Source organism: Acinetobacter sp. CAU_H_29a_1, from assembly GCF_058599505.1.
Genome location: NZ_CM178655.1, coordinates 3,001,773 through 3,022,667, shown reverse-complemented (window position 1 = coordinate 3,022,667; position 20,895 = coordinate 3,001,773). Strand labels below are relative to the sequence as shown.

At 42.0% G+C, this 20,895-nt stretch carries 16 protein-coding genes and 4 pseudogenes; 8 read left to right on the top strand and 12 right to left on the bottom strand.

Annotated elements, in window-relative coordinates:
- Nucleotides 1-125 precede the first annotated feature (125 nt).
- From tig to AC4MDD_RS15145, 7 genes and pseudogenes are all read left to right on the top strand, one after another.
- On the top strand, nt 126-1,457 hold the full coding sequence (gene tig / locus AC4MDD_RS15175; protein WP_004692429.1) for a trigger factor: 1,332 nt from the start codon (nt 126-128) through the stop codon (nt 1,455-1,457).
- A gap of 193 nt (nt 1,458-1,650) precedes the next feature.
- Nucleotides 1,651-2,256, top strand: a complete 606-nt coding sequence (clpP, locus tag AC4MDD_RS15170; protein ID WP_005400817.1) for an ATP-dependent Clp endopeptidase proteolytic subunit ClpP — start codon at nt 1,651-1,653, stop codon at nt 2,254-2,256.
- 28 nt (nt 2,257-2,284) lie between these two features.
- The gene (gene clpX / locus AC4MDD_RS15165) at nt 2,285-3,595 is read left to right on the top strand and encodes an ATP-dependent protease ATP-binding subunit ClpX (RefSeq protein ID WP_010325894.1); all 1,311 of its coding nucleotides are present in this window, start codon (nt 2,285-2,287) and stop codon (nt 3,593-3,595) included.
- Nucleotides 3,596-3,753: 158 nt separating this feature from the next.
- A pseudogene (locus AC4MDD_RS15160) lies at nt 3,754-4,203 on the top strand (DUF2846 domain-containing protein); the annotation flags it as partial.
- A gap of 50 nt (nt 4,204-4,253) precedes the next feature.
- The gene (locus tag AC4MDD_RS15155; protein ID WP_005402019.1) at nt 4,254-4,868 is read left to right on the top strand and encodes an IS607 family transposase; all 615 of its coding nucleotides are present in this window, start codon (nt 4,254-4,256) and stop codon (nt 4,866-4,868) included.
- Complete coding sequence (locus AC4MDD_RS15150; RefSeq protein WP_005402020.1) at nt 4,865-6,019, top strand: RNA-guided endonuclease InsQ/TnpB family protein; 1,155 nt, start codon at nt 4,865-4,867, stop codon at nt 6,017-6,019. Before AC4MDD_RS15155 ends, AC4MDD_RS15150 begins: the two co-directional genes overlap by 4 nt.
- Nucleotides 6,020-6,161: 142 nt before the next feature.
- A pseudogene (locus tag AC4MDD_RS15145) lies at nt 6,162-6,428 on the top strand (DUF2846 domain-containing protein); the annotation flags it as partial.
- A gap of 5 nt (nt 6,429-6,433) precedes the next feature.
- On the opposite strand, the gene AC4MDD_RS15140 reads toward AC4MDD_RS15145, so the two are convergent.
- The 3 genes from AC4MDD_RS15140 to AC4MDD_RS15130 all read right to left on the bottom strand — a co-directional run bounded on the left by AC4MDD_RS15140 (nt 6,434) and on the right by AC4MDD_RS15130 (nt 10,167).
- Nucleotides 6,434-6,982, bottom strand: coding sequence for a DUF2059 domain-containing protein (locus tag AC4MDD_RS15140; RefSeq protein WP_005400813.1), 549 nt, complete (start codon nt 6,980-6,982; stop codon nt 6,434-6,436).
- Between the two features lie 103 nt (nt 6,983-7,085).
- Nucleotides 7,086-8,612, bottom strand: coding sequence for a fumarate hydratase (locus tag AC4MDD_RS15135; protein WP_005400812.1), 1,527 nt, complete (start codon nt 8,610-8,612; stop codon nt 7,086-7,088).
- A 694-nt stretch (nt 8,613-9,306) separates the two neighbouring features.
- A complete protein-coding gene (locus AC4MDD_RS15130; protein ID WP_279045576.1) occupies nt 9,307-10,167 on the bottom strand; it encodes a helix-turn-helix transcriptional regulator in 861 nt (286 codons plus the stop codon).
- Nucleotides 10,168-10,346: 179 nt separating this feature from the next.
- Between AC4MDD_RS15130 and AC4MDD_RS15125 the strand changes: the two genes are divergently transcribed.
- Nucleotides 10,347-11,252 carry a DMT family transporter gene (locus AC4MDD_RS15125; RefSeq protein WP_279045575.1) on the top strand — a complete coding sequence of 302 codons (906 nt, stop codon included), beginning with the start codon at nt 10,347-10,349 and terminating at the stop codon, nt 11,250-11,252.
- A 111-nt stretch (nt 11,253-11,363) separates the two neighbouring features.
- Here the strand turns inward: AC4MDD_RS15125 and AC4MDD_RS15120 are convergent.
- The 9 genes and pseudogenes from AC4MDD_RS15120 to AC4MDD_RS15080 all read right to left on the bottom strand — a co-directional run bounded on the left by AC4MDD_RS15120 (nt 11,364) and on the right by AC4MDD_RS15080 (nt 20,877).
- Nucleotides 11,364-11,698, bottom strand: a pseudogene (locus AC4MDD_RS15120) (NUDIX domain-containing protein).
- Between the two features lie 31 nt (nt 11,699-11,729).
- Nucleotides 11,730-13,355 (bottom strand): IS66 family transposase, encoded by a 1,626-nt coding sequence (gene tnpC, locus AC4MDD_RS15115; RefSeq protein ID WP_491881953.1) that lies wholly within the window; start codon nt 13,353-13,355, stop codon nt 11,730-11,732.
- Between the two features lie 74 nt (nt 13,356-13,429).
- Nucleotides 13,430-13,765, bottom strand: a complete 336-nt coding sequence (tnpB, locus tag AC4MDD_RS15110) for an IS66 family insertion sequence element accessory protein TnpB (RefSeq protein ID WP_275284931.1) — start codon at nt 13,763-13,765, stop codon at nt 13,430-13,432.
- Nucleotides 13,762-14,145, bottom strand: a complete 384-nt coding sequence (locus tag AC4MDD_RS15105) for a transposase (RefSeq protein WP_146857247.1) — start codon at nt 14,143-14,145, stop codon at nt 13,762-13,764. The genes tnpB and AC4MDD_RS15105 overlap by 4 nt, the downstream gene beginning before the upstream one ends.
- An 85-nt stretch (nt 14,146-14,230) precedes the next feature.
- Nucleotides 14,231-14,329 (bottom strand): annotated as a pseudogene (locus AC4MDD_RS15100) (NUDIX hydrolase); the annotation flags it as partial.
- 175 nt (nt 14,330-14,504) lie between these two features.
- Nucleotides 14,505-15,515 carry a PM1805 family lipoprotein gene (locus AC4MDD_RS15095; protein ID WP_491881952.1) on the bottom strand — a complete coding sequence of 337 codons (1,011 nt, stop codon included), beginning with the start codon at nt 15,513-15,515 and terminating at the stop codon, nt 14,505-14,507.
- 203 nt (nt 15,516-15,718) lie between these two features.
- Nucleotides 15,719-17,860: a phosphate acetyltransferase gene (pta, locus tag AC4MDD_RS15090; RefSeq protein WP_039890250.1), complete on the bottom strand. Its 2,142-nt coding sequence runs from the start codon at nt 17,858-17,860 to the stop codon at nt 15,719-15,721.
- 55 nt (nt 17,861-17,915) lie between these two features.
- Nucleotides 17,916-19,133: an acetate/propionate family kinase gene (locus tag AC4MDD_RS15085; protein WP_005400806.1), complete on the bottom strand. Its 1,218-nt coding sequence runs from the start codon at nt 19,131-19,133 to the stop codon at nt 17,916-17,918.
- A gap of 478 nt (nt 19,134-19,611) precedes the next feature.
- On the bottom strand, nt 19,612-20,877 hold the full coding sequence (locus tag AC4MDD_RS15080) for a glutamate-5-semialdehyde dehydrogenase (protein WP_005400805.1): 1,266 nt from the start codon (nt 20,875-20,877) through the stop codon (nt 19,612-19,614).
- Between the last annotated feature and the right edge of the window lie 18 nt (nt 20,878-20,895).

The following is a 20,895-nucleotide window of genomic DNA, read 5'->3' as shown; positions in this document are numbered from 1 at the left end:
AAAATAAAAAACGATAAATGAAGAAAAAAATATGTGGTTTCAATCGGGTGTTTTGTATATCGTTCAATGTTGTCATATAATGTGGCACTTTTTAAAATTGTTCTTACCAAAAGATTGAGGAAGCCATGCAAGTAACTTCTGAAGCGGTTTCGGGTGTTACCCGTCGTTTAAATGTATCTGTACCGACGAGCCGTGTTAACGAGCAGTTCGAAGCTCGCTTAAAACGCACTGCTAAAACTGTGAAGATCAACGGCTTCCGTCCAGGTAAAGTGCCAGTAAATGTTGTTCGTCGTGAATATGGCGCGGGTATCTACCAAGAAGTCGTAAGCGACATTATTCGTGACACAGTATTTGAAGCGATCCAACAAGAAAAAATCAATGCTGTTGGCATGCCAAACATTGAAAAATCTGAATTAAAAGACGACGCGCTTGTATACGAAGCGACTGTTGAAGTTTATCCAGAAGTTAACGTGAAATTTGATGGTTTAGAAGTTGAACGTAAAGCATCTGAAGTAAACGACAAAGATGTTGATCAAATGATCGAAAACCTTCAGAAGCAACGTGCTTCTTGGGCTGAAACGAAAGGCATGGCTAAAAAAGACATGCAAGTAACTTTCGACTTTGAAGGTTCAGTAGACGGTGAAAAGTTTGAAGGCGGTTCTGCAGAAGACTTTAAACTTGTTTTAGGTTCAGGTCGTATGATCCCTGGTTTCGAAGACGGCATCGTTGGTATGAAGAAAGGCGAAGAGAAAGTGATTGATGTAACTTTCCCTGAAGATTACCAAGCTGAAAACCTTGCTGGTAAATCAGCTCAATTCAAAATCACTGTGAAGCTTGTTGAAAAACAAAAACTTCCAGAAGTTGATGCTGAATTCCTTAAAATCTTTGGTCTAACTGAAGAAGAAGGCATTGAGAAGTTAAAAGCTGACGTTCGTAAAAACATGGAACGTGAAGTGAAAAATGGTTTGCGTAATCAAGTGAAAGGTGCAGCTTTTGATGCACTTGTAGCTGCAAACGAAGTTGAACTTCCTGCGTCTATGGTTGCTCAAGAAGTTGACCGTCAACGTCAACAAATGATCCAACAGTTCACTCAGCAATTTGGTGCTCAAGGTGCGAAAGCATTTGACTCAAGCATGCTTCCAGATGAATTGTTCAAAGAACAAGCTGAAAAATCTGTAAAATTAGGCGTACTGGTAAGCAAAGTTTTAGCTGATGCTAAAATTGAAGTAGATCAAGCACGTGTTGATGCTTACATCGAAGACATGGCTTCTTCTTATGAAGATCCAGCTGAAGTGATCGAATACTTCAAAAATGACAAACAACAACGTTCGCAAATCGAAGCTGTTGTGTTAGAAGACCAAGTGGTTGATCACATCTTAGCGTCTGCTAAAGTAACAGATACTGTTGTAAGCTACGAAGACTTATTGAAAGAGCAACAAGCTCGTCAACAAGGCTAAGTTTAGCTAAAGTAAAAAAGGCGCTTTGAGCGCCTTTTTTATTATGATCTGGTTTTTTTAAAAGGCCTTGCGTTCATAAAGCTTATGCAAAAAATATCTGTTATTTACTTGAGAATATTTTGCATTTTCAGCAATTATCCCTCATATTGTGACTATGAGTTGAGTAACAAAAAATTTAGGAATAAGTAAACGTATGTATATTCCAACTATCGATAATGCCTTAGTTCCAATGGTTGTAGAACAGTCATCTCGCGGTGAACGTTCATTTGACATTTATTCACGTCTTTTGCGTGAACGCGTCATTTTTATGACTGGTGAAGTTGAAGATAACATGGCGAATTTGATTGTCGCGCAAATGTTGTTTTTAGAAGCGGAAAACCCAGATAAAGATATTCATCTTTACATTAACTCACCAGGTGGTTCGGTGACTGCTGGTATGGCGATTTACGATACCATGCAATTTATTAAACCAGATGTTGTGACTTACTGTATGGGGCAAGCAGCATCAATGGGTGCTTTCTTGTTGAATTCAGGTGCGAAGGGTAAACGTTATTGCCTTGAAAATGCACGTGTCATGATCCACCAACCGTTAGGCGGTTTCCGTGGTCAGGCATCTGATATTGAAATTCATGCACGTGAAATTCTGTTCATTAAAGAACGTTTAAACCGTTTAATGGCAGAGCACAGTGGTCAAGACTATGAAACTGTGGCACGTGATACTGACCGTGATAACTTTATGACAGCGCAAGCTGCAAAAGAATATGGTCTCGTGGACGAAGTGTTATCTAAACGTCCATAAGTTTTAAAAGTTTAGAATTGGAGTGAATATGTCCGAACATCCTCAAGGACAAAAGCATTGTTCATTTTGCGGTAAAACGCAGTCTGAAGTTGGGAAACTGATTGCAGGCGAGGACGCGTACATCTGTAATGAATGTGTGGACGTATGCTTAGACTTGGTGCAAACCAGTCAACAAGTTGAGTCGGGTGACTGGGCTGCAAAACCCTTGCCTAAACCTCACGAAATTCGTGCGGCACTAGATCAATATGTCATTGGTCAAGATGTGGCAAAGAAAACCTTGTCAGTTGCTGTCTACAACCACTATAAACGCCTTAAAGCGACACATGGTGGACATAAACACGACGATGCTGTTGAAATTGCGAAAAGTAATATCTTATTAGTAGGACCAACAGGTTCGGGTAAAACCTTGCTTGCGCAAACCATGGCACGTCTTCTCGATGTTCCTTTTGCTATGGCTGATGCAACGACACTTACCGAAGCAGGCTATGTCGGTGAAGATGTTGAAAACATTGTACAAAAGCTTCTACAAAAAGCAGACTACGATGTAGAAAAAGCGCAAAAAGGTATTATCTATATCGACGAAATCGACAAGATTACCCGTAAGTCTGAAAACCCATCGATCACGCGTGATGTGTCGGGTGAAGGTGTACAACAAGCGTTACTGAAAATGATCGAAGGTACGGTTGCCTCTATTCCACCTCAAGGTGGTCGTAAGCATCCACAGCAAGAATTTATTCAAATTGATACCTCAAATATCTTGTTCATCTGTGGTGGGGCATTCTCGGGTCTTGAAAAAATCGTACAACAGCGCCAAGAAAAAGGTGGAATTGGCTTCACGGCTGAAGTGAAGAAGAAAGATGAAGGCAAGAAATTGTCTGATTTGTTCCGTCAAGTTGAAGCGACCGATTTGGTGAAATTTGGTCTGATTCCAGAGTTTATTGGTCGTTTGCCTGTAATTGCGACTTTGGAAGAGTTAGATGAAGAAGCTTTGATGCAAATTCTGACTGAGCCGAAGAATGCATTGACTCGTCAATATCAACATTTGTTTGATATGGAAAACGTTGATCTGGTTTTTGAAGACTCAGCACTGCGCGCTGTGGCGAAAAAAGCTTTGGATCGTAACACGGGTGCACGTGGCTTACGTTCTATTTTAGAAAATACGCTGCTTGAAACCATGTATGATTTACCAAGTCGTACCGATGTTGGCACAGTTGTGGTGAATGAAGACGTGATTAACGGTACGGCTGCACCATTATTTAAGCCAGAGCGTTTACCAAGAATCGAACAGAAAGATGCAGCTAAAGTTGATTTAAAAGTGATTAATTCAAAGTCCGCTTAAGTTGTTATTCATCTGAAACGTGTGAAAATCGAGTGTTTTCACACGTTTTTTTATATTCAAAAAAAAGAGGGAATGCTACTCTGCATCATAGGCTGGGATGCCTAGATTAAAACTAAAAATTCAGTATCAAAATAAAAAATATGCCGTGAGGAATAGTCATGCGTGCAATGACGATTACGCTTTTAAGCAGTTTAATTTTATTGGGTTGTCATGGAAAAGCGACAGTTGAACAACCTGAATTAACATCAACGCTCAGCCATGAGGTTGATTTTGAACACGATCCAGGTATGGTCGAGCAGTACCGCATTGGAGTGTTTAGCGTAGGTGGATGGGTCAACCAAAAATTAGGACAGCGTTTTCAGCGTGTCCAACCCCAGCATGAACAAGCGGCGATGGTTTATCTGTATCGTCCAGATTCAAAGTGGAACCGACAAGAAATTGTGGCGTCGAGTTTATTTATCAATAAAGAGCGCATTCCAAGCCTGCTGAACAATCATTACTATTGGGTCGAATTACCCGCAGGGACTTATCGTTTATCGAGTAGTCGTCCTTTGGGTATTAACCATTTTCAAAAGCCGAAGTATATCGATTTTACCGTAGAAGCAGGGTTTGTAACTGCTAATTGAAATCTACTTATTTCTATACTATTATATACAACATGAGTAAATATGTAAGCATTAGCGTTGCAGCTAAAACATTAGGTGTTTCCATTCAAACATTAAGGCGTTGGGATGAAGAAGGCACTTTGGTTGCAGATCGAACCCCTAAAAATCATAGACGATATGATCTGAGTAAGATCACGCCTGAGCAAATACACAAGCCCGATAGTCAACTTCAAAGGAAAACCATTGCATACGCAAGGGTATCGAGTCATGACCAAAAAGAAGATTTAATTCGACAGCAACAAGTTCTTGAAATGTACTGTGCAAATCAAGGTTGGACGTTTGAATTAATCTCCGATCTTGGTTCGGGTATGAACTATAGAAAAAAAGGCTTAAATAAGCTGCTAGAAGCAATCATGAATGATGAAATCGGACGTTTGGTTTTAACGCATAAAGATCGCTTATTGCGGTTTGGTGCTGAGTTGGTTTTTGCCTTATGTGAAGCTAAAAGCGTGGAGATCGTCATTCTTAATAAGGGTGAAAATTTGTCTTTTGAGGAAGAACTTGCTCAAGATGTTTTGGAAATCATTACAGTGTTTTCGGCAAGATTATATGGTAGTCGTAGTAAGAAAAACCAAAAGTTAATACAGGCAGTCAAAGACGCACTATGAGCCGATTCATACGAGGGCATGTAATCCAATTACTGCCAAATAATAAGCAAGCAAGTCATTTCGCTCAAGCGAGTGGTGTTGCTCGTTTGTCGTATAATTGGGCTTTAAAAGAATGGCAACGTCAATATAAAGCAGATAAGGAATATAGAGATCAGTGTGACTATTATGGCGTTCAGGTGGATAAAAAACTTCTAAATAAACCATCCGAAGCTAAAATAAGAAAGCACTTAAACTCGTTCAAGCGTGAGAAATACCCTTTCATGCTTAAAGTGACCAAATGTGCGCCACAACTTGCGATTAAGCAATTGGGTAGTTCATTTGATCGTTTTTTTAATGGTCAATCCAAATATCCAAAGCCTAGAAAAAAAGGCGTAGATGATCGCTTCTCATTATCAAATGACCAATTCAGCATTAAAGATAGAAAAATTAGTATCCCAAACTTGGGTTGGGTAAAAATGACTGAGGATTTGCGTTATCAAGGAAAAATATTATCAGCGAAAATATTTAAACAGGGTGGTAAGTGGTTTGCTTCGATTGCTGTTGAATTAAATCAGCCTGAGAAACTTCACCCCAAAACAGGTTTATCTGTTGGTATTGATTTAGGTGTTTCCAGTCTTGCCACTTTATCTAATGGCGAGGTTGTTCCATCAAGTGCGCCACTAAAGAAACAGCTTGCCAAGTTAAGACGACTTGCTAAGTCTTTTAGCCGTAAAAAGAAAGGTAGTCAAAACAGAGAAAAAGCGAAAACCAAGCTCTCTCGTTTGCACTACAAAATATCATGCTTGAGAAAAAACAATCTTCATCAAGTCACATCTGATTTAGTTAAGCGATTCGATCTGATTGCGATTGAGGATTTAAATGTGAAAGGTATGGTACAAAACCGTAAGCTCTCAAGAGCCATATCGGATATGGGCTTTTATGAGTTCAAGCGACAGTTGATTTACAAGGCTAAACAGCATGGCAAATCAATACTTTCTGTTGGACGATTCTTTCCAAGCAGCAAGATGTGTTCGAATTGTGGTGAATTAAACCAAAACCTGACACTTGCAATGCGTGAGTGGCGATGTTCATGTAACACCCTGCATCACAGGGATATTAATGCTGCCATCAATATTCTAAAACATGCAGATAAAGAATTGGTGGCTACATAAGCCACCAATGGCGGTGAGTTACACCGTGACAGCCTATGGAATTGAGGTAATCCCAAGCGCAATAGCAATTGGTTCTTGATGATGAAGTAGGAATTAAACATTAAACCCACGTAAGTAGGTTTAAGTAGGTTTTAAATAACGGCAGTCTTATTTCATCAAGTATGATGAAGAGAACTTATCCACACGCCGTGATGTTTCGGGGCCTTTGGCGGTTATCCCTGAAAAAATTGCGATTCAAGAGATTGCATTTACCCAGTTAAAGTCGAACAGCTACAACTTTGTAGCGGAAGATCAACACACGGGTGAGCTACGAAAGAAAGCGCAAAAACTTAAACCCGCAAAATATGATCCAAGTGAAGAGGTTCAGCTGATGAAACCCTTTAAGCTGTGGAATCCTTTAACCTGGTAAGTGAGCTATTGTGCTTTTTTGGCTTGTTCAAATAATGGTGTCAGGGTCTTTTCAATTTGACGATTCATTTCCAGCTGAATAGCTGGATCTTGCATCATTTCAGCAGACATGGCGATGCTATTGCGCATGATTTCACTCATCATTTTGCTGCTTTTTTTATTGATAGACTGGCCTAGAGGTGTTTCAAGAAACTGAATGTTGGCCAATACTTCCTCTTCGGTAAAGGTCTGCATATATACATTTTTAAGCATTTGCATAAATTTCGGATCAGAAATCAATTTACTGCTAAACGATGCCGTGATTTCAGCGATTTGCTTGGCTGCTTTTTGTTGTTCATTATTGAGTGTAGATGTTTTAAAAATATTCTTAATGATTTCTTCGGCTTGCTGGTCATAAATGGGGCGCATTTCTTGCTGAGACTGTGCTAATGTGCCTTTAATATCGCCCAGTTTGAGCGCCTTCTCTACCGATGCTTCGGTCGCGGGTTTGGCAAAAGAAGCTGTGCTGAGGACACATAAGGTAATACCGCAAAGGATGTGATTTAATTTTTTCATTGTTGGTCTATATTTTTTGATTAAGTCTATAAAAGTAGGTAAAAAAATACCCTTAACATGACCTTAGCATGTTAAGGGTATCCAAAAAAGTAAAACTTAAGTTTTAGCCCGCTGCAGCATCGACTACTGGAATTTTACCAATTTTCGCTTGCCAGATTTTTGGTGCTGTCGCGTGAATAGATGTGCCATTTACATCAACTGCTACCGATACAGGCATGTCTTTCACTACAAATTTGTAAATCGCTTCCATACCTAAGTCAGAAAAAGCAACCACTTCAGCTTCACGAATTGCTTTAGACACAAGGTAAGCTGCGCCGCCCACTGCCATCAAGTAAGTCGCTTTATTGTCTTTGATTGCTTCAACCGCTGCAGGACCACGGTCCGCTTTACCGATCATGCCGAACATACCAGTTGCTTCAAGCACTTGACGTGTGAATTTGTCCATACGTGTTGCTGTTGTTGGGCCAGCAGGACCAACCACTTCATCACCGACTGGATCTACAGGGCCAACGTAGTAAATGAATTTACCTTTTAAGTCGACAGGAAGCTCTTCACCATTGTTCAGCATGTCGACCATGCGTTTGTGTGCAGCATCACGACCTGTATAAATTGTACCATTCAGAAGTAAGGTGTCGCCTGGTTGCCAAGCGTTCATTTCTTCTTGGGTAATGGTGTCGAGGTCAACGCGCTTAGAGGTTGATGAATCCCAAGTGACTGATGGATAGTCTTCAAGTTTAGGTGCTTGAATGTGTGCAACACCTGTACCATCAAGTTGGAAGTGCGCGTGACGAGTCGCTGCGCAGTTTGGAATCATACCCACTGGTTTGCCCGCAGCGTGACATGGGTAATCTTTAATTTTAATATCTAGAACTGTGGTTAACCCACCTAGGCCTTGCGCGCCAATACCCAGTGCGTTTACTTTTTCGAAGATTTCCATACGAAGTTCTTCGATTTTATTTTCAGGGCCACGACGAAGTAATTCGTCCATGTTGATTTCTTCCATGAGCGATTCTTTCGCAAGCATCATGGCTTTTTCAGCAGTACCACCAATACCAATACCCAACATACCTGGTGGACACCAGCCAGCACCCATAGTTGGAACAGTTTTAAGTACCCAATCCACGATTGAGTCAGATGGGTTTAACATAGCCAGTTTAGATTTGTTTTCTGAACCGCCACCTTTTGCCGCAACGGTAATATCCACTTTGTTGCCTGGAACAAGTTTGTGATAGATCACAGCAGGGGTGTTGTCTTTGGTGTTTTTACGACCAAATGCTGGGTCAGCCAATACAGAAGCACGCAGTACGTTTGAGTTTTCTAGGTAACCTTGACGTACGCCTTCGTTGATTGCATCGTCTAAGCTCATAGTTAAATCAAATTTAACATCCATGCCCACTTCAACGAATACGTTGACGATACCTGTATCTTGACAGATTGGGCGGTGACCCTCTGCGCACATACGCGAGTTAATTAAGATTTGTGCGATCGCATCCTTTGCAGCTTTGTTCTCTTCACGATCATACGCACGGCTCATCGCTTGGATGAAGTCTTGTGGGTGATAATAAGAAATGAACTGAAGCGCGTCTTTGACCGATGTGATCAAATCATCTTGCTTGATAATAGTGGTCATACAAATATCTCTTGAGCGGGCTGATAGCTAGCGGGCTAAATTATAAGACAAAATGCCGAGGTTGTGGATGTTTTGCGAAGCCTTTAGGCGAAAGTTTAATAGTTGAACAAAATTGATGAGAAAATGAGGTTATAAACGGTGGTAAATATGACAAAAATATCTAAATTTAATGAAATATTTCATGTCTAAATTTGGATTATGAATATGATTTATTACTTAAGGTATTGAATATAATGTAAAAATAATAATATTGAAATATGACAACACTGTCATAAAGTTGTCATAAAACTTTCGCATAATGCATTCATCAAACAATAGGACATCGAGCATGTTGACAGGTTTAGTGATGGCTGCGGGCTTTTGTGTATATATCGCAGCGACTTGGATGTACGGTCAAAAAGAAGATCAGGCTTAAGCTTTATCTTCTTTTTTTGTTTTAAGCTTTCTTCAAATCTTCAAATCTTCAAATCTTCAAATCTTCAAATCTTCAAATCTTCAAATCTTCAAATCTTCAAATCTTCAAATCTTCAAATCTTCAAATCTTCAAATCTTCAAATCTTCAAATCTTCAAATCTTCAAATCTTCAAATCTTCAAATCTTCAAATCTTCAAATCTTCAAATCTTCAAATCTTCAAATCTTCAAATCTTCAAATCTTCAAATCTTCAAATCTTCGCTTTATCCTATCGACGGGTTCTAATTTTTCCGCATTTGGGATGGAGTGTAGCCAAAATGCTTTTTAAAGCGATGACTAAAATGGCTGCTGGAGCTAAATCCATACTGCTCCGAAATGTCTGTCATATTAGCAGTCGTTTGCTGTAGAGCTTGATGTGCCAGTTCAAGTCGACGTTGCATTACATATTGGTGTGGTGGCATTTGCATAGATTGCTTAAACATATGGGCAAAATGGTATTCACTGAGCTGAGTTTGCTCGGCTAAATCTGACAGGGTCAAGCTTTGCTGAATATGCTGATCAATCCATTCTAATAACTGCTTCAGGGTATACGGGGACAGCCCGCCTTTGACTTCAGGGGCTTGCCATTCGGTATGGCTATAATTTTTAATTAGATGGTTGAGCAGAAGCGTGGTGGCAGTACTCATCTGCAAGTGATTTTCCCTGTTCTGCCAAGCCCCATTGAGTAAAAAGTGTCGATAGATCATGGCAATCTGTAGGTCAGCTACGAAACTTTGCGGATTTAAAATAATTTGGCTCGGCTCACGATCCCACACTTGTTCAGCGACGCGTTGTAAGTGTTCTTCAGTATAGTACAGATGCACAAAAGTCAGTGGGTCGCGCAGATCCCATGTTGACTCAAAATTCTGTGGCATCAAGCACATATGATCTGGCCCACCGCCATTATGCCAACCTTGAGCTGTCTTTTGATAACTGTGATATCCACCTTGAATATACATACTGAGTGTATGGTGGTTACTACAAACACTGACACGGTCTTGGTTGTTTTGCCACATGGCCAGCTGCATGCCTGAACCCAACTCGACCGAGTCGAGGAGTTGAGCTTTATGTTGTTGTAATTGATCTAGAATCTGATATTTCATCATCTATACGCAGTGCCGAATGGAAGAATGAGTGTAGGACTTTGATTTCATTTTGTCATCTATATCAGAAAATCAGTAAAAAACCACAAGTTCATGATAGTGACCACAAGAAGGTGCAAGAAATGAGAAACCTAAACCAAGCACAATAGCGTGAGTGGTTTGAGTTTGGTTGAAAGAGTATGAATGCGCTGTTATATGCTTTGGTGGTTGTAATCTGGGGAACGACGTGGATTGCGATTAGTTTGCAACAACAAAGTGGGATATCGACCAATGTAGCCGTGTTTTGGCGCTTCTTTATTTCGGCTCTGGTGTTGTTTGCTTTTATTGTTTTGTGCCGAAAACTGCAAAAGCTGGCTGTAAAAGATCATCTATTTTGTATGTTACAAGCATGCTGTATTTTTGGTTTTAACTTTGTTTGTTTCTATTATGCGGTGCAATATATCAGCAGTGGTTTAGAGGCTGTAATTTTTTCGATGGCAGTCATTTTTAATACCCTCAACGCCAAACTGTTCTTTGGACAACAGGTGTCTACCCGTTTTTATCCTGCGGCTTTGTTGGGTGGATTGGGGATTATTGCCTTGTTTTGGCATGATGTGGTGGGGAGTGCCTTAAATAATCATACGCTGATGGGGATTGGTCTTTGTGTGTTAGGAACCTATGGTTTTTCACTGGGCAATATGATCAGTGCGCGCCATCAGAAAAACGGATTGGATATTTTTACCACCAATGCTTATGGCATGCTATATGGTTCAATCTTGATGGCATTGATTGCTGGATTTAAACAAGACGAGTTTTTCCCTGCTATGGAATTCAGTGCAGTGAGTGCTTTATTGTATTTGGCTATTTTTGGTTCAGTGATTGGCTTTACCGCCTACTTCTATTTGGTCGGAAGGATTGGGGCAGGTAAGGCAGCTTATAGTACTTTGTTATTTCCTTTGGTGGCTTTGGTGATTTCGACCATCTGGGAAGGGTATCAATGGCATATGAATGCGGTGATTGGGGTGATTTTGATTTTATGTGGTAATGCAATTTTCTTTATCAAGCCGCCCAAGTTTAGACTGAGTCAAATGTTGAAGCGAAGCTGAGTGATGAAGATCTAAAGACACTACAGTTTATAAAGCTCAGACACGAGATCTGGGCTTTTAAATCTATACGCTGTTAGCTCTAGTGAATCAAAATTTCTCCTAAGCTACGGCTCAATATTTTGATTTTATAAACGCTAGTAATTCTTGGAATAATGGATGCCATTCAGCGCTTGGTGACTCAAACAGAGGGTGCCAAAAGAAATTAAACTCTAGCCCGCCATCATCATTGCATAAAAGTGTCTACAAAATCGGTGGCTATTCACTTTTATAGTTTCTGTGCTATGGCAGATAAATACATGCCAGTTAAGACCTTGTTCAGATGGATGATGTAAACCCAAATATGAGTGAATGTGTGCAGACGAAATCCCCGATTCTTCATAAAGCTCTCGTAAAGCTGCCTCTTCTAGTTCTTCATTCGTCTCAACTGTACCTTTTACGATTTGAATGTAAGCGTCCGCTGAACCCCATGTCTATTTTTTAATTTGAGTTGGATTTCCAGCGGTGTGGTAGCAATTCTTCTATTTGGGTCACTTTATGGGTCGGCAATCTTTTCAGCACATCACTTAAATAGGCATACGGATCCAACCCATTCAGCTTTGCTGACTGGATTAAAGTCATGATGTTTGCCGCTCGCTGACCACTACGCAGCGAACCTGCAAATAACCAGTTCTTACGTCCCAACGCCCAAGGCCGCACCTGGTTTTCCACCCAATTATTGCAAATCGGTAGATTGCCATCATCCAGATAGCGGCTTAAAGCTGGCCAACGCTTCAGAGTGTAATTGATGGCCTTGGCGGTTGGAGAACTCGATGGCACCGTCAGTTGATGCTGGTTGAGCCATTCATACAGTTGTTGCATCACCGGTTGACTATGCTGTTGTCGGTATTCGCGGCGCTGTTCTGCTGTACCATCGGTCTTTCTCCTGAGTTCTGCTTCTATGGCATACAGTTTCTGAATCAGCACTAAGGCCTGTTCAGCGACCTGACTTTTCTTGGTCACATGCAGTTCATGGAATTTACGACGAGCATGCGCCATGCAGCCCACCTCAATGACTTGGCCTGATTTAAAGCGTGCTTTATAACCACTGTAATCATCACAGACTAGATGGCCCTGCCAGTCTTTCAGGAACACTTCAGCATGCTGGCCTGAACGACTATCCTGAAAGTCATAAATCACGGCTTGAATTGGATTATATTGGGTTGTTGCATAGGCCCAGACATAACCTTTCTTCGGTTTTTTCTCATCATCACTCATCCGCATGATGGTGACCGGCGTTTCATCGGCATGGATCACCCGCTGTTGCAGCACCACCTCTTTTAAAGCATTGGCCAGAGGTTCCAGTTCTACACCGCAGCGACCTATCCAGTCAGATAACGTGGATCTGGACAGATCAATGCCCGCCCGCTGATAGATCAGGCGCTGACGGTACAGCGGCAAATGATCGGCATACTTCGATACCAGCACATGGCTGAGCAGTTCAGGTGAAGCAATGCCTTTATCAATAACATAGGCGGGCATCGCTTGCTGAGTCAGGGTGTCACACTGATCACAGACCCATTTGCCACGTACATGCTGTTCCTTATAGAACTGTGCCGGTCTGAAATGCAGTTTTTCACTGATATCTTCGCCGATACGACGCAAGGTGCAGCCACAAGCACATTGGGTTGATGTTGGTTCATGCTCGATACGGATGGTGTGTAGATGATCGGGCAGCAGTCGACGTTTAGGTTTGTTGACTGTGGCTTTGTGTGTCGCTGCATCAGTTTTATCTGCATTCAGCCGTTCCAGTTCCAGATCAACAGCGGCAATATCTTCTTCGACCGCTTCATCCCAGAGATGGATTTGTTTTGCGGTGAGATGTTCGTTTTTACTGTCGAATTTGTGCTTTTTAAACAGCGCAAGTTCATGCTCGTATTTTTGATTGAGAATGGAAAGATGCTGAACTTTGGCATCTAATTGCAGATTGGATACTTCAAGATGCTGAACTTTGGCATCTAATTGCTGGTTTGATTGTGCCAGAGACTGATGTTGCATTGCCAACTGTCTAGTAAATTCCAGCAGTTGTTCATGGGTCAGTTGGCTTAAATCAGGCAGTGTATTCATGACCGCAGTATGCCTGAGGTCATGAGAAGAATGAAATAGAACGTTTGGAGAATAGCAGAATGGACCAAGCTAGTTTAGAGCATTGTGACCAATTGCTGTCGTCCAATGCGCTGCCAAGGCAAACCCTGGATCAGTGCCTGTAACTGTTCTGGACTGAGTGCCAGGGTTTCACCCTGATGAACTTTAGCCCAGTGAAATTTTCCCTGTTCCAACCGCCGAGCACACAGCCAGATCCCCAGTCCATCATGTACCAGCACTTTCATGCGATGGCCACGTTTATTACAGAACAGGTAAGCACAATGCGGTTTAATGTAGCCAAAGGCTCTCACCACCTGAGCCATGGCCGTATCCATACCTGCACGCATGTCCATGGGCTGGGTAGACAACCAGATTTCATCGATACGGATCATGTTGTAAGTGCCTTGAGTAATTCTGCTAAAGCAGATATTTCTGATACTTGCCATTTCAAGCCAATTTCTGCTTTTGAGTGGGGTAAAGTAATTTGAACCGTTAACATGCCAGTAGAAATAGGATCTAATGGTGCAGAGCAAGATAAGGCAATAAATGCAGGTTTATTCGGTAGTAGTGAGCGATCATTCCCTGGCTTAGCATCAATTAAGCGAATCCATTTGGATACAAGATGTGTATTCAATCCATGTTGCAAAGCGACCGAAGCAATTGAAACCTCCGATGCTTTACACGCCTGAACGATCTGCTGTTTAAATTCAGCACTATATGTTCTTCGTATTATCGTAAGAGATGCGATGGATGTCTGGTTATTTGTAGTCATAAATTTAAGTTCCCACTTGTTTTTAAGTGAGGACTAAATTAAGGCTTATAGGACGAATTCATAAGGTGTGTTTAGCGGACGCTTACATTTGAATGCCTGCAATAGGATGTTTAAAAACTAATATTTCTGTTCTTTGATTGATATCCCGCAATATAACAGGGACTACTTTTTCTATTAATGTCATTTTCAATTTTATCAATTAGGTCGGTCATTATAGCAATTTAAAAGAATAGAACTTCGGCGAAATAAATGTATACAGCGTTACCGCTGTGATCATTGGCTATACTGGACATAGTCGTATCTATAGCTGTCAGGGTTTTTCTACTGACAATAGCTTGAACCAAATCTGCATGAGCTCATCATGACGCTGTATTGGCTTTAAGCCGAAGTGCTTCCATCTCAATCTCAACCATTTTTTGAGAATTGTCATGTTTATTACTCAACTCAGCAAACCTCTGTCGATCTGGTGAGTCCGATAAGATGATATTACCCATTTCGATTTGGAGATTATTTTCTTCTTTCAACTTTTCACGAGCTGCTGTTGCTTCAGCGCTTTTGAGTGTCACAGTATCGTATTTTTGATTCAGGTCATGAATTCGCGTAGTGGTTTGTTTAACAGCCTTCATAAGCGCATTCCTATTACCGCTGTCTATCGCATGCTGCATGTCCGTAAAAGAATCTTGCGCCTTTTGTTTGGCGGTTTGAGATACGGCTCTAAGTGCAATGAGGTCATGTTTGATGTCTGCGGCATTATCTTGACTCAGATGTGAGGTGCTATGGGGTGGAGTATGAGCCGTAACATTGAGCTCAGGGTCTGATTTTACCTGTTGTCGCGTGTTGTTTAATGCCCCTGAATTCAGTTGAGGGTAAATCATGTGTTGTAAGGCTCTCATTTCACTGATAGAGCTTTGTTGTATGACGCTGATTTCTGCTTCAAGTGCTGTTATACGCTGCATCTGTGGTGGACTTTTAGTATTTTCTTGTGCCAGTTCCACACCAAGTAAATGGACTTGCTTAAATTTCTCACGTAACGCAGCACCTTCTTGGCTTTTGAAGTTTGTTGCATCTAGTGCAGTATTAAACGTAAGAGAATGGGTTTTCAGTTGTTCTAGCAGGGCGGGGATGGTATCGACTTCTTTATTTTGACGAGCCGCTTTAAGCGCATCTTGTGCGTTCAAAATGGCTTGAGAGTTTCTATTCGAAATCTGATCTAGGGCATCAAGATCCGCTTTAATGTCAGCTGGATTGGCTGTACTTAAGTTTTTATATGCTGTGGTTGAGTCTGACGGTGTTTGGTGCTGCTTAGATTCATTACATGCTGTCAGTGAAAATGTTGTCACTATTAGAATTGGAAGCAATTTTTTATTCATTATGAGACCAATGATTTAGAATTTAATTATATCGCTTGAGTATATTGTTTAAGTGTCTGAAAAGTAAAGTCTTACTGTTTTATCTGTGTTTGGGCTATGTTCGTAAATATATAGAAGTTAAGCTTTGGTCATATTGTTGAGCGCTATAAAATAAAAAACCATCCAACTGCTCAGTTGGATGGTTTGGATCACATCAAGTTACTTTAAGCTGTTGCTTGCTGTTCTGCTTGAATTGCAGTGAGTGCAATCGTAAACACGATGTCATCCACCAAAGCACCACGAGACAAGTCATTTACAGGTTTGTTCAAACCTTGCAACATTGGGCCGACGCTTACGACATTGGCAGAGCGTTGCACGGCTTTATAGGTCGTATTGCCTGTGTTTAAGTCAGGGAAGATAAACACATTGGCACGACCTGCAACTTTAGAATCAGGTGCTTTCGAGCGTCCGACACTTTCAACCGATGCTGCATCGTACTGAAGTGGGCCATCAATCAATAGATCAGGACGGCGTTCTTTCGCTATACGTGTTGCCTCAGCGACTTTTTCAACTTCAGCTCCAGCACCAGAGGTACCCGTAGAGTATGAAATCATTGCAATACGTGGGTCTAAGCCGAAGGCCTTTGCTGAATCAGCCGATTGAATCGCAATTTCAGCGAGCTCTTCGGCATTTGGGTCTGGGTTAATCGCACAGTCGCCATACACATAGACTTCATCGGGTAACAGCATAAAGAACACGGAAGAGACCAGTGAGTACTCAGGCGCTGTTTTAATCAGTTGGAAGGCTGGGCGTACAGTATTGGCTGTGGTGTGTATTGCACCTGAAACCAAACCGTCGACTTGATCGAGCGCCAACATCATGGTACCCAGAACGACTGTGTCTTGCAGCTGTTCACGCGCTTGCAGCTCATTCAGTTTACCTTTACGCAGTTCCACCATTTTTTCGACATAGTTTTCACGAATCAAATCTGGATCGATAATTTCTAAATCATGTGGAAGCTCAATACCACGTGCTTTAGCCACTTCTACTACAGCTTCAGGTTTTGCCAATAAGATACAGTGTGCAATGCCACGAGATTGGCAAATAGCTGCTGCTTGAACTGTACGTGGCTCATCGCCTTCAGGTAGAACAATCCGCTTTTTCGCAGCAATCGATTTTTGGACCAACTCATGGCGGAAAGCCGAAGGCGAGAGACGAGGTTGGTACGAGCCATTCAACATTGCCGTTAACCATTCTTCATTGATATGGCTCGAAACAAAACGAGTGACTTGTTCAGCACGTTCCGTATCATCGACCGGAATTTCATTGCTGAGATTGGCTAAGCTCTGCGCCGTGTCGAACGTGCTGAGCGCTGTATGTAAAATTGGTAAGCCTTGCTTAATCGCTGTTTGGCAGAACGCAAGCACTTGCTCGTTTGGTGTATGGTGTTCAGTTAGGACCAAACCTGCCAGTGGAATACCGTTACTGCTGGCTAAGCTGGATGCCAAAAGCACATCGATACGATCTGATGCACTAATGATCAGCTCGCCTGCGACAAACTTATGAAGTTCGTGCTCAATGTTCGATGCAATCAAACTGCTATGCAACACACGACGTTGGTTAGCGTCGCCTTGATTGATCCATTCCGCTTGAATGTGTGAAGCCAAGTCCGACATACGCGGTACGCTAAGCGTGTTGCTAAACGGAACCAAGCCTATTACAGGGAGTTTGTCTGATCCGAGCTTTGGATGGGTCTTTTGGAGCTCAATTATAAATTTATTGGTATCGCTGATTAAACGCAGACTTGGGTCAAACGTCACTGGAATGTGTGCTGAGTCATCGGGCAAGCCTTTGGTGCGCATCAATAACACACCCGCAGTTCGCTCTGAACTCGCACCCCCAAAGTAGCGTAGTTGACTATCGACTTTTTCAGCCGTCGCGCTTGGCTTGTTAATGTCTGCATTACTGACAATAATGACTTTGGCATCGAGTGCTTGCGCAAGTTGTGCATTTAGTTCAGAAGCAAAAGAATCTCGGCTATTCGGGACTAAGCCTTCAACAATAATCAGGTCATGCTTACGCGCAATAGCACGGTGCAAACGAACCGCATCTTCAAGCAACTCATCATTTTCACCTGCACTGAGTTGTTGCAAAATGGTGTGATAACTAATCGGTTCAACGGTTTCGTTTTTTGAAACATGGTGATAGAGCGCTGTGGTACGGTCTGCACCTGTAGTCAGTTCTTGAGAAAAAGGTTTTAAAAATCCAGCCTTAACACCTTGGCATTCCAGCGCATAAACCAAACCCAGACAAGCGGATGTTAAGCCGACGCCTTCCCCAGTGGGCACAAGTAAAATCGTTTTCATATATTTATTCGTCATACAATAATTTAAAACAGACTTGAGGGAATGTAACGACCGCTTAAGCGATCGCTACATTGTCTTCAGACTTTTTTGCAGCAGTTTGAATCACCTCATCGGCCACGGATGCAGTTTCTTTGGCAATACGGCCTTCTTCATCGGTCGGTATAACCCAAATTTGCGGGCCTGTACCTGTATCAATACGACCTTCGGTACCACGTTTTAAACTGTCATTGGCTTCTTTACTCAAGTTAAAACCAAAGTGCGGTAGGAAAGCGACTGTTTTTTCACGAATATATGCCGAGTTCTCACCAATACCACCCGTGAAGAACAAGCCATCAAGACGTGGTAGACCACAGCTCAGTGCGGCCAATGATTTTGCGAGGCGGTAGCAGAACACTTCAATAGCTAAAGTCGCATCTTCATTGCCTTGTTCAGAGGCTTCAATCAAAGTACGCATGTCATTTGATAGATCAGACAGGCCGAGTAAGCCCGATTGGCTATTCAACATTTTATCAATTTTATAAATGTCCCAGCCTAGGTTATTGGCAAGGAAACTATGTAAGCTTGGATCGACATCACCACTGCGTGTGCCCATTACGACACCTTCAAGTGGAGTTAAACCCATTGAGGTATCTACACTTTGTCCATTCCAAATCGCACAAGTAGAGCTACCATTGCCCAAGTGTGCAGTTAACCAGCCCCCTTGTTTAAAGCTACCTGCCAGTTCTGAACCGCGTTCAGACACATAAGCATGGCTCGTACCATGGAAGCCATAGCGACGGACATTGTGTTCAGTGTATAAGAACTTTGGCACAGCATAGCGGTAAGCATGTGCAGGCATAGTCTGGTGGAATGCTGTATCAAATACCGCCACTTGTGGTAGCTCTGGGAATAAACGCATAGTGGCGTCAATCCCAACCAAGTGCGCAGGGTTGTGTAATGGTGCAAGTGGTGTTGCTGCACGAATGCGTTCTACAATTTCTTCTGTTAAAAGCTCAGCTTTGGTCAATGTGCCGCCGTGTACTACGCGGTGACCAATGGCTTGAGGGTTATAATGTGAAAGGCGTTCTAAGATGGTTTCCAATGCTTTTTCATGATCGGCATGTGGAATAGACAATTCAAGGGGTTGACCACCCGCTGTAATACCTTTGATACGAGCGTCAGCAGAACCTAAGTTCTCAGCTAAACCGAAAATACGATCTTCACGACGTTCAGAAACGAGCGCATATTTGATTGATGAAGATCCGCAGTTAATTACTAATACTGATGTAGACACGTTTTAATACCTGATTCTAATTGAATTATCCGTCCTAGAACTGATCTTCATGCAGTACGTTCTTATGCAATCTTGATCATTTTTTATGTTGTATCATGTGTATATTTTTAGTCCTAGATAGACTTTAGGTGATTAGACTTAAGCACTATCGACCGTCTCATGAATAATAATTAAAATTTATCGGTTCATGATTTTCATTTATTCATGAAATGATGCTGAATTATTTATCAGCTTCAACCCTTTAAAAATAACACGCTATCTGCTGAAAAGAGCTGAATATATTGTGGCTTTCCTGTTTATTTTTGATATGTCGTTTTAGATCCAGACATAATCACATGCACAATCAACGTGACCATCAAAAAAAGCATGATTTCCTCTAGATTTTAAGGATTCGCAGAGGCAGAGAATGTTTAGATATAAAAAATGTTCAGCCCTTTGGAAAGAGCTGAACATAGATATTTAAAATGTGTCGGATGAGTTATTGGCGAATTTGACCATCACCAAACACAATCCATTTTTGTGAAGTCAGGCCTTCTAAGCCGACTGGGCCACGGGCATGAATTTTATCAGTTGAGATGCCAATTTCTGCACCTAAGCCATATTCAAAGCCATCGGCAAAACGGGTCGAGGCATTGATCATGACAGAACTCGAATCCACAGCGGCCAAGAACTCACGAGCTAGAGAGTAGTTTTCTGTAATGATTGAATCGGTATGGTGTGAGCCATATTTATTGATATGCTCAATCGCTTCTTCCATACCAGATACCACTTTTACCGCTAAAATTGGACCGAGGTATTCGGTGTACCAGTCTTCTTCGGTCGCCGTTTTGACTGCCGCACCTAAAATGCGCTGAGTTTCAGCACAGCCGCGCAACTCCACTTGTTTTTCAGTGTAGAGCTCAGCGACACGCGGTAAAAACTCATCTGCGACTTTTTCATCGACCAGCAAAGTTTCCATGGCATTACATACGCCGTAACGGTGAGTTTTTGCATTGAGCGCAATCGGTAGGGCTTTTTGTAGGTCAGCTTGCGCTTCAACATAAACGTGACAGTTCCCATCCAAGTGTTTAATCACAGGGACACGGGCTTCATTGCTGATACGTTCAATCAGGCCTTTGCCTCCACGTGGAACAATCACATCGACAAATTCAGTGAGTGTAATCAGTTGCCCCACGGCTGTGCGGTCTGCGGTGTTAATGACTTGAACCGCATGTTCAGGTAAACCCGCCAGTTTTAAACCGCGTTGGATGGCTTCAGCAATGGCTTTATTGGATTCGAGCGCTTCAGAACCACCACGTAAAATAATGGCATTACCAGACTTCAGTGCTAAAGAGGCGGCTTCTAAGGTCACATTTGGGCGAGACTCATAAATCATGCCAACTACGCCTAAAGGAACGCGCATCTTACCGAGCTGGATTCCTGACGGACGATAGGCCATATCGGTGATTTCACCAACAGGATCTTTGAGGCCAATCACATCTTTTAAGCCTTGCAACATGCCTTTAAAGCGTGCGGGAGACAGTTCTAAGCGATCAAGTAAAGCACTGTCTAAGTTGTTGCCGTGTGCTTTGTTCATATCTGCTTGGTTCGCCGCTAAAATAGTGGGCTCACTGTTGACTAAAGCAGTATAAATAGCTGACAACGCATTGTTTTTAGTTTCGGTAGAGGCACGCGCCAAAATACGAGAAGCTTGACGTGCTTGCTGTCCTACCGTTTGCATATATTGTTCAATCGACTCTTGCATAGCGGTTTGATCACTTAG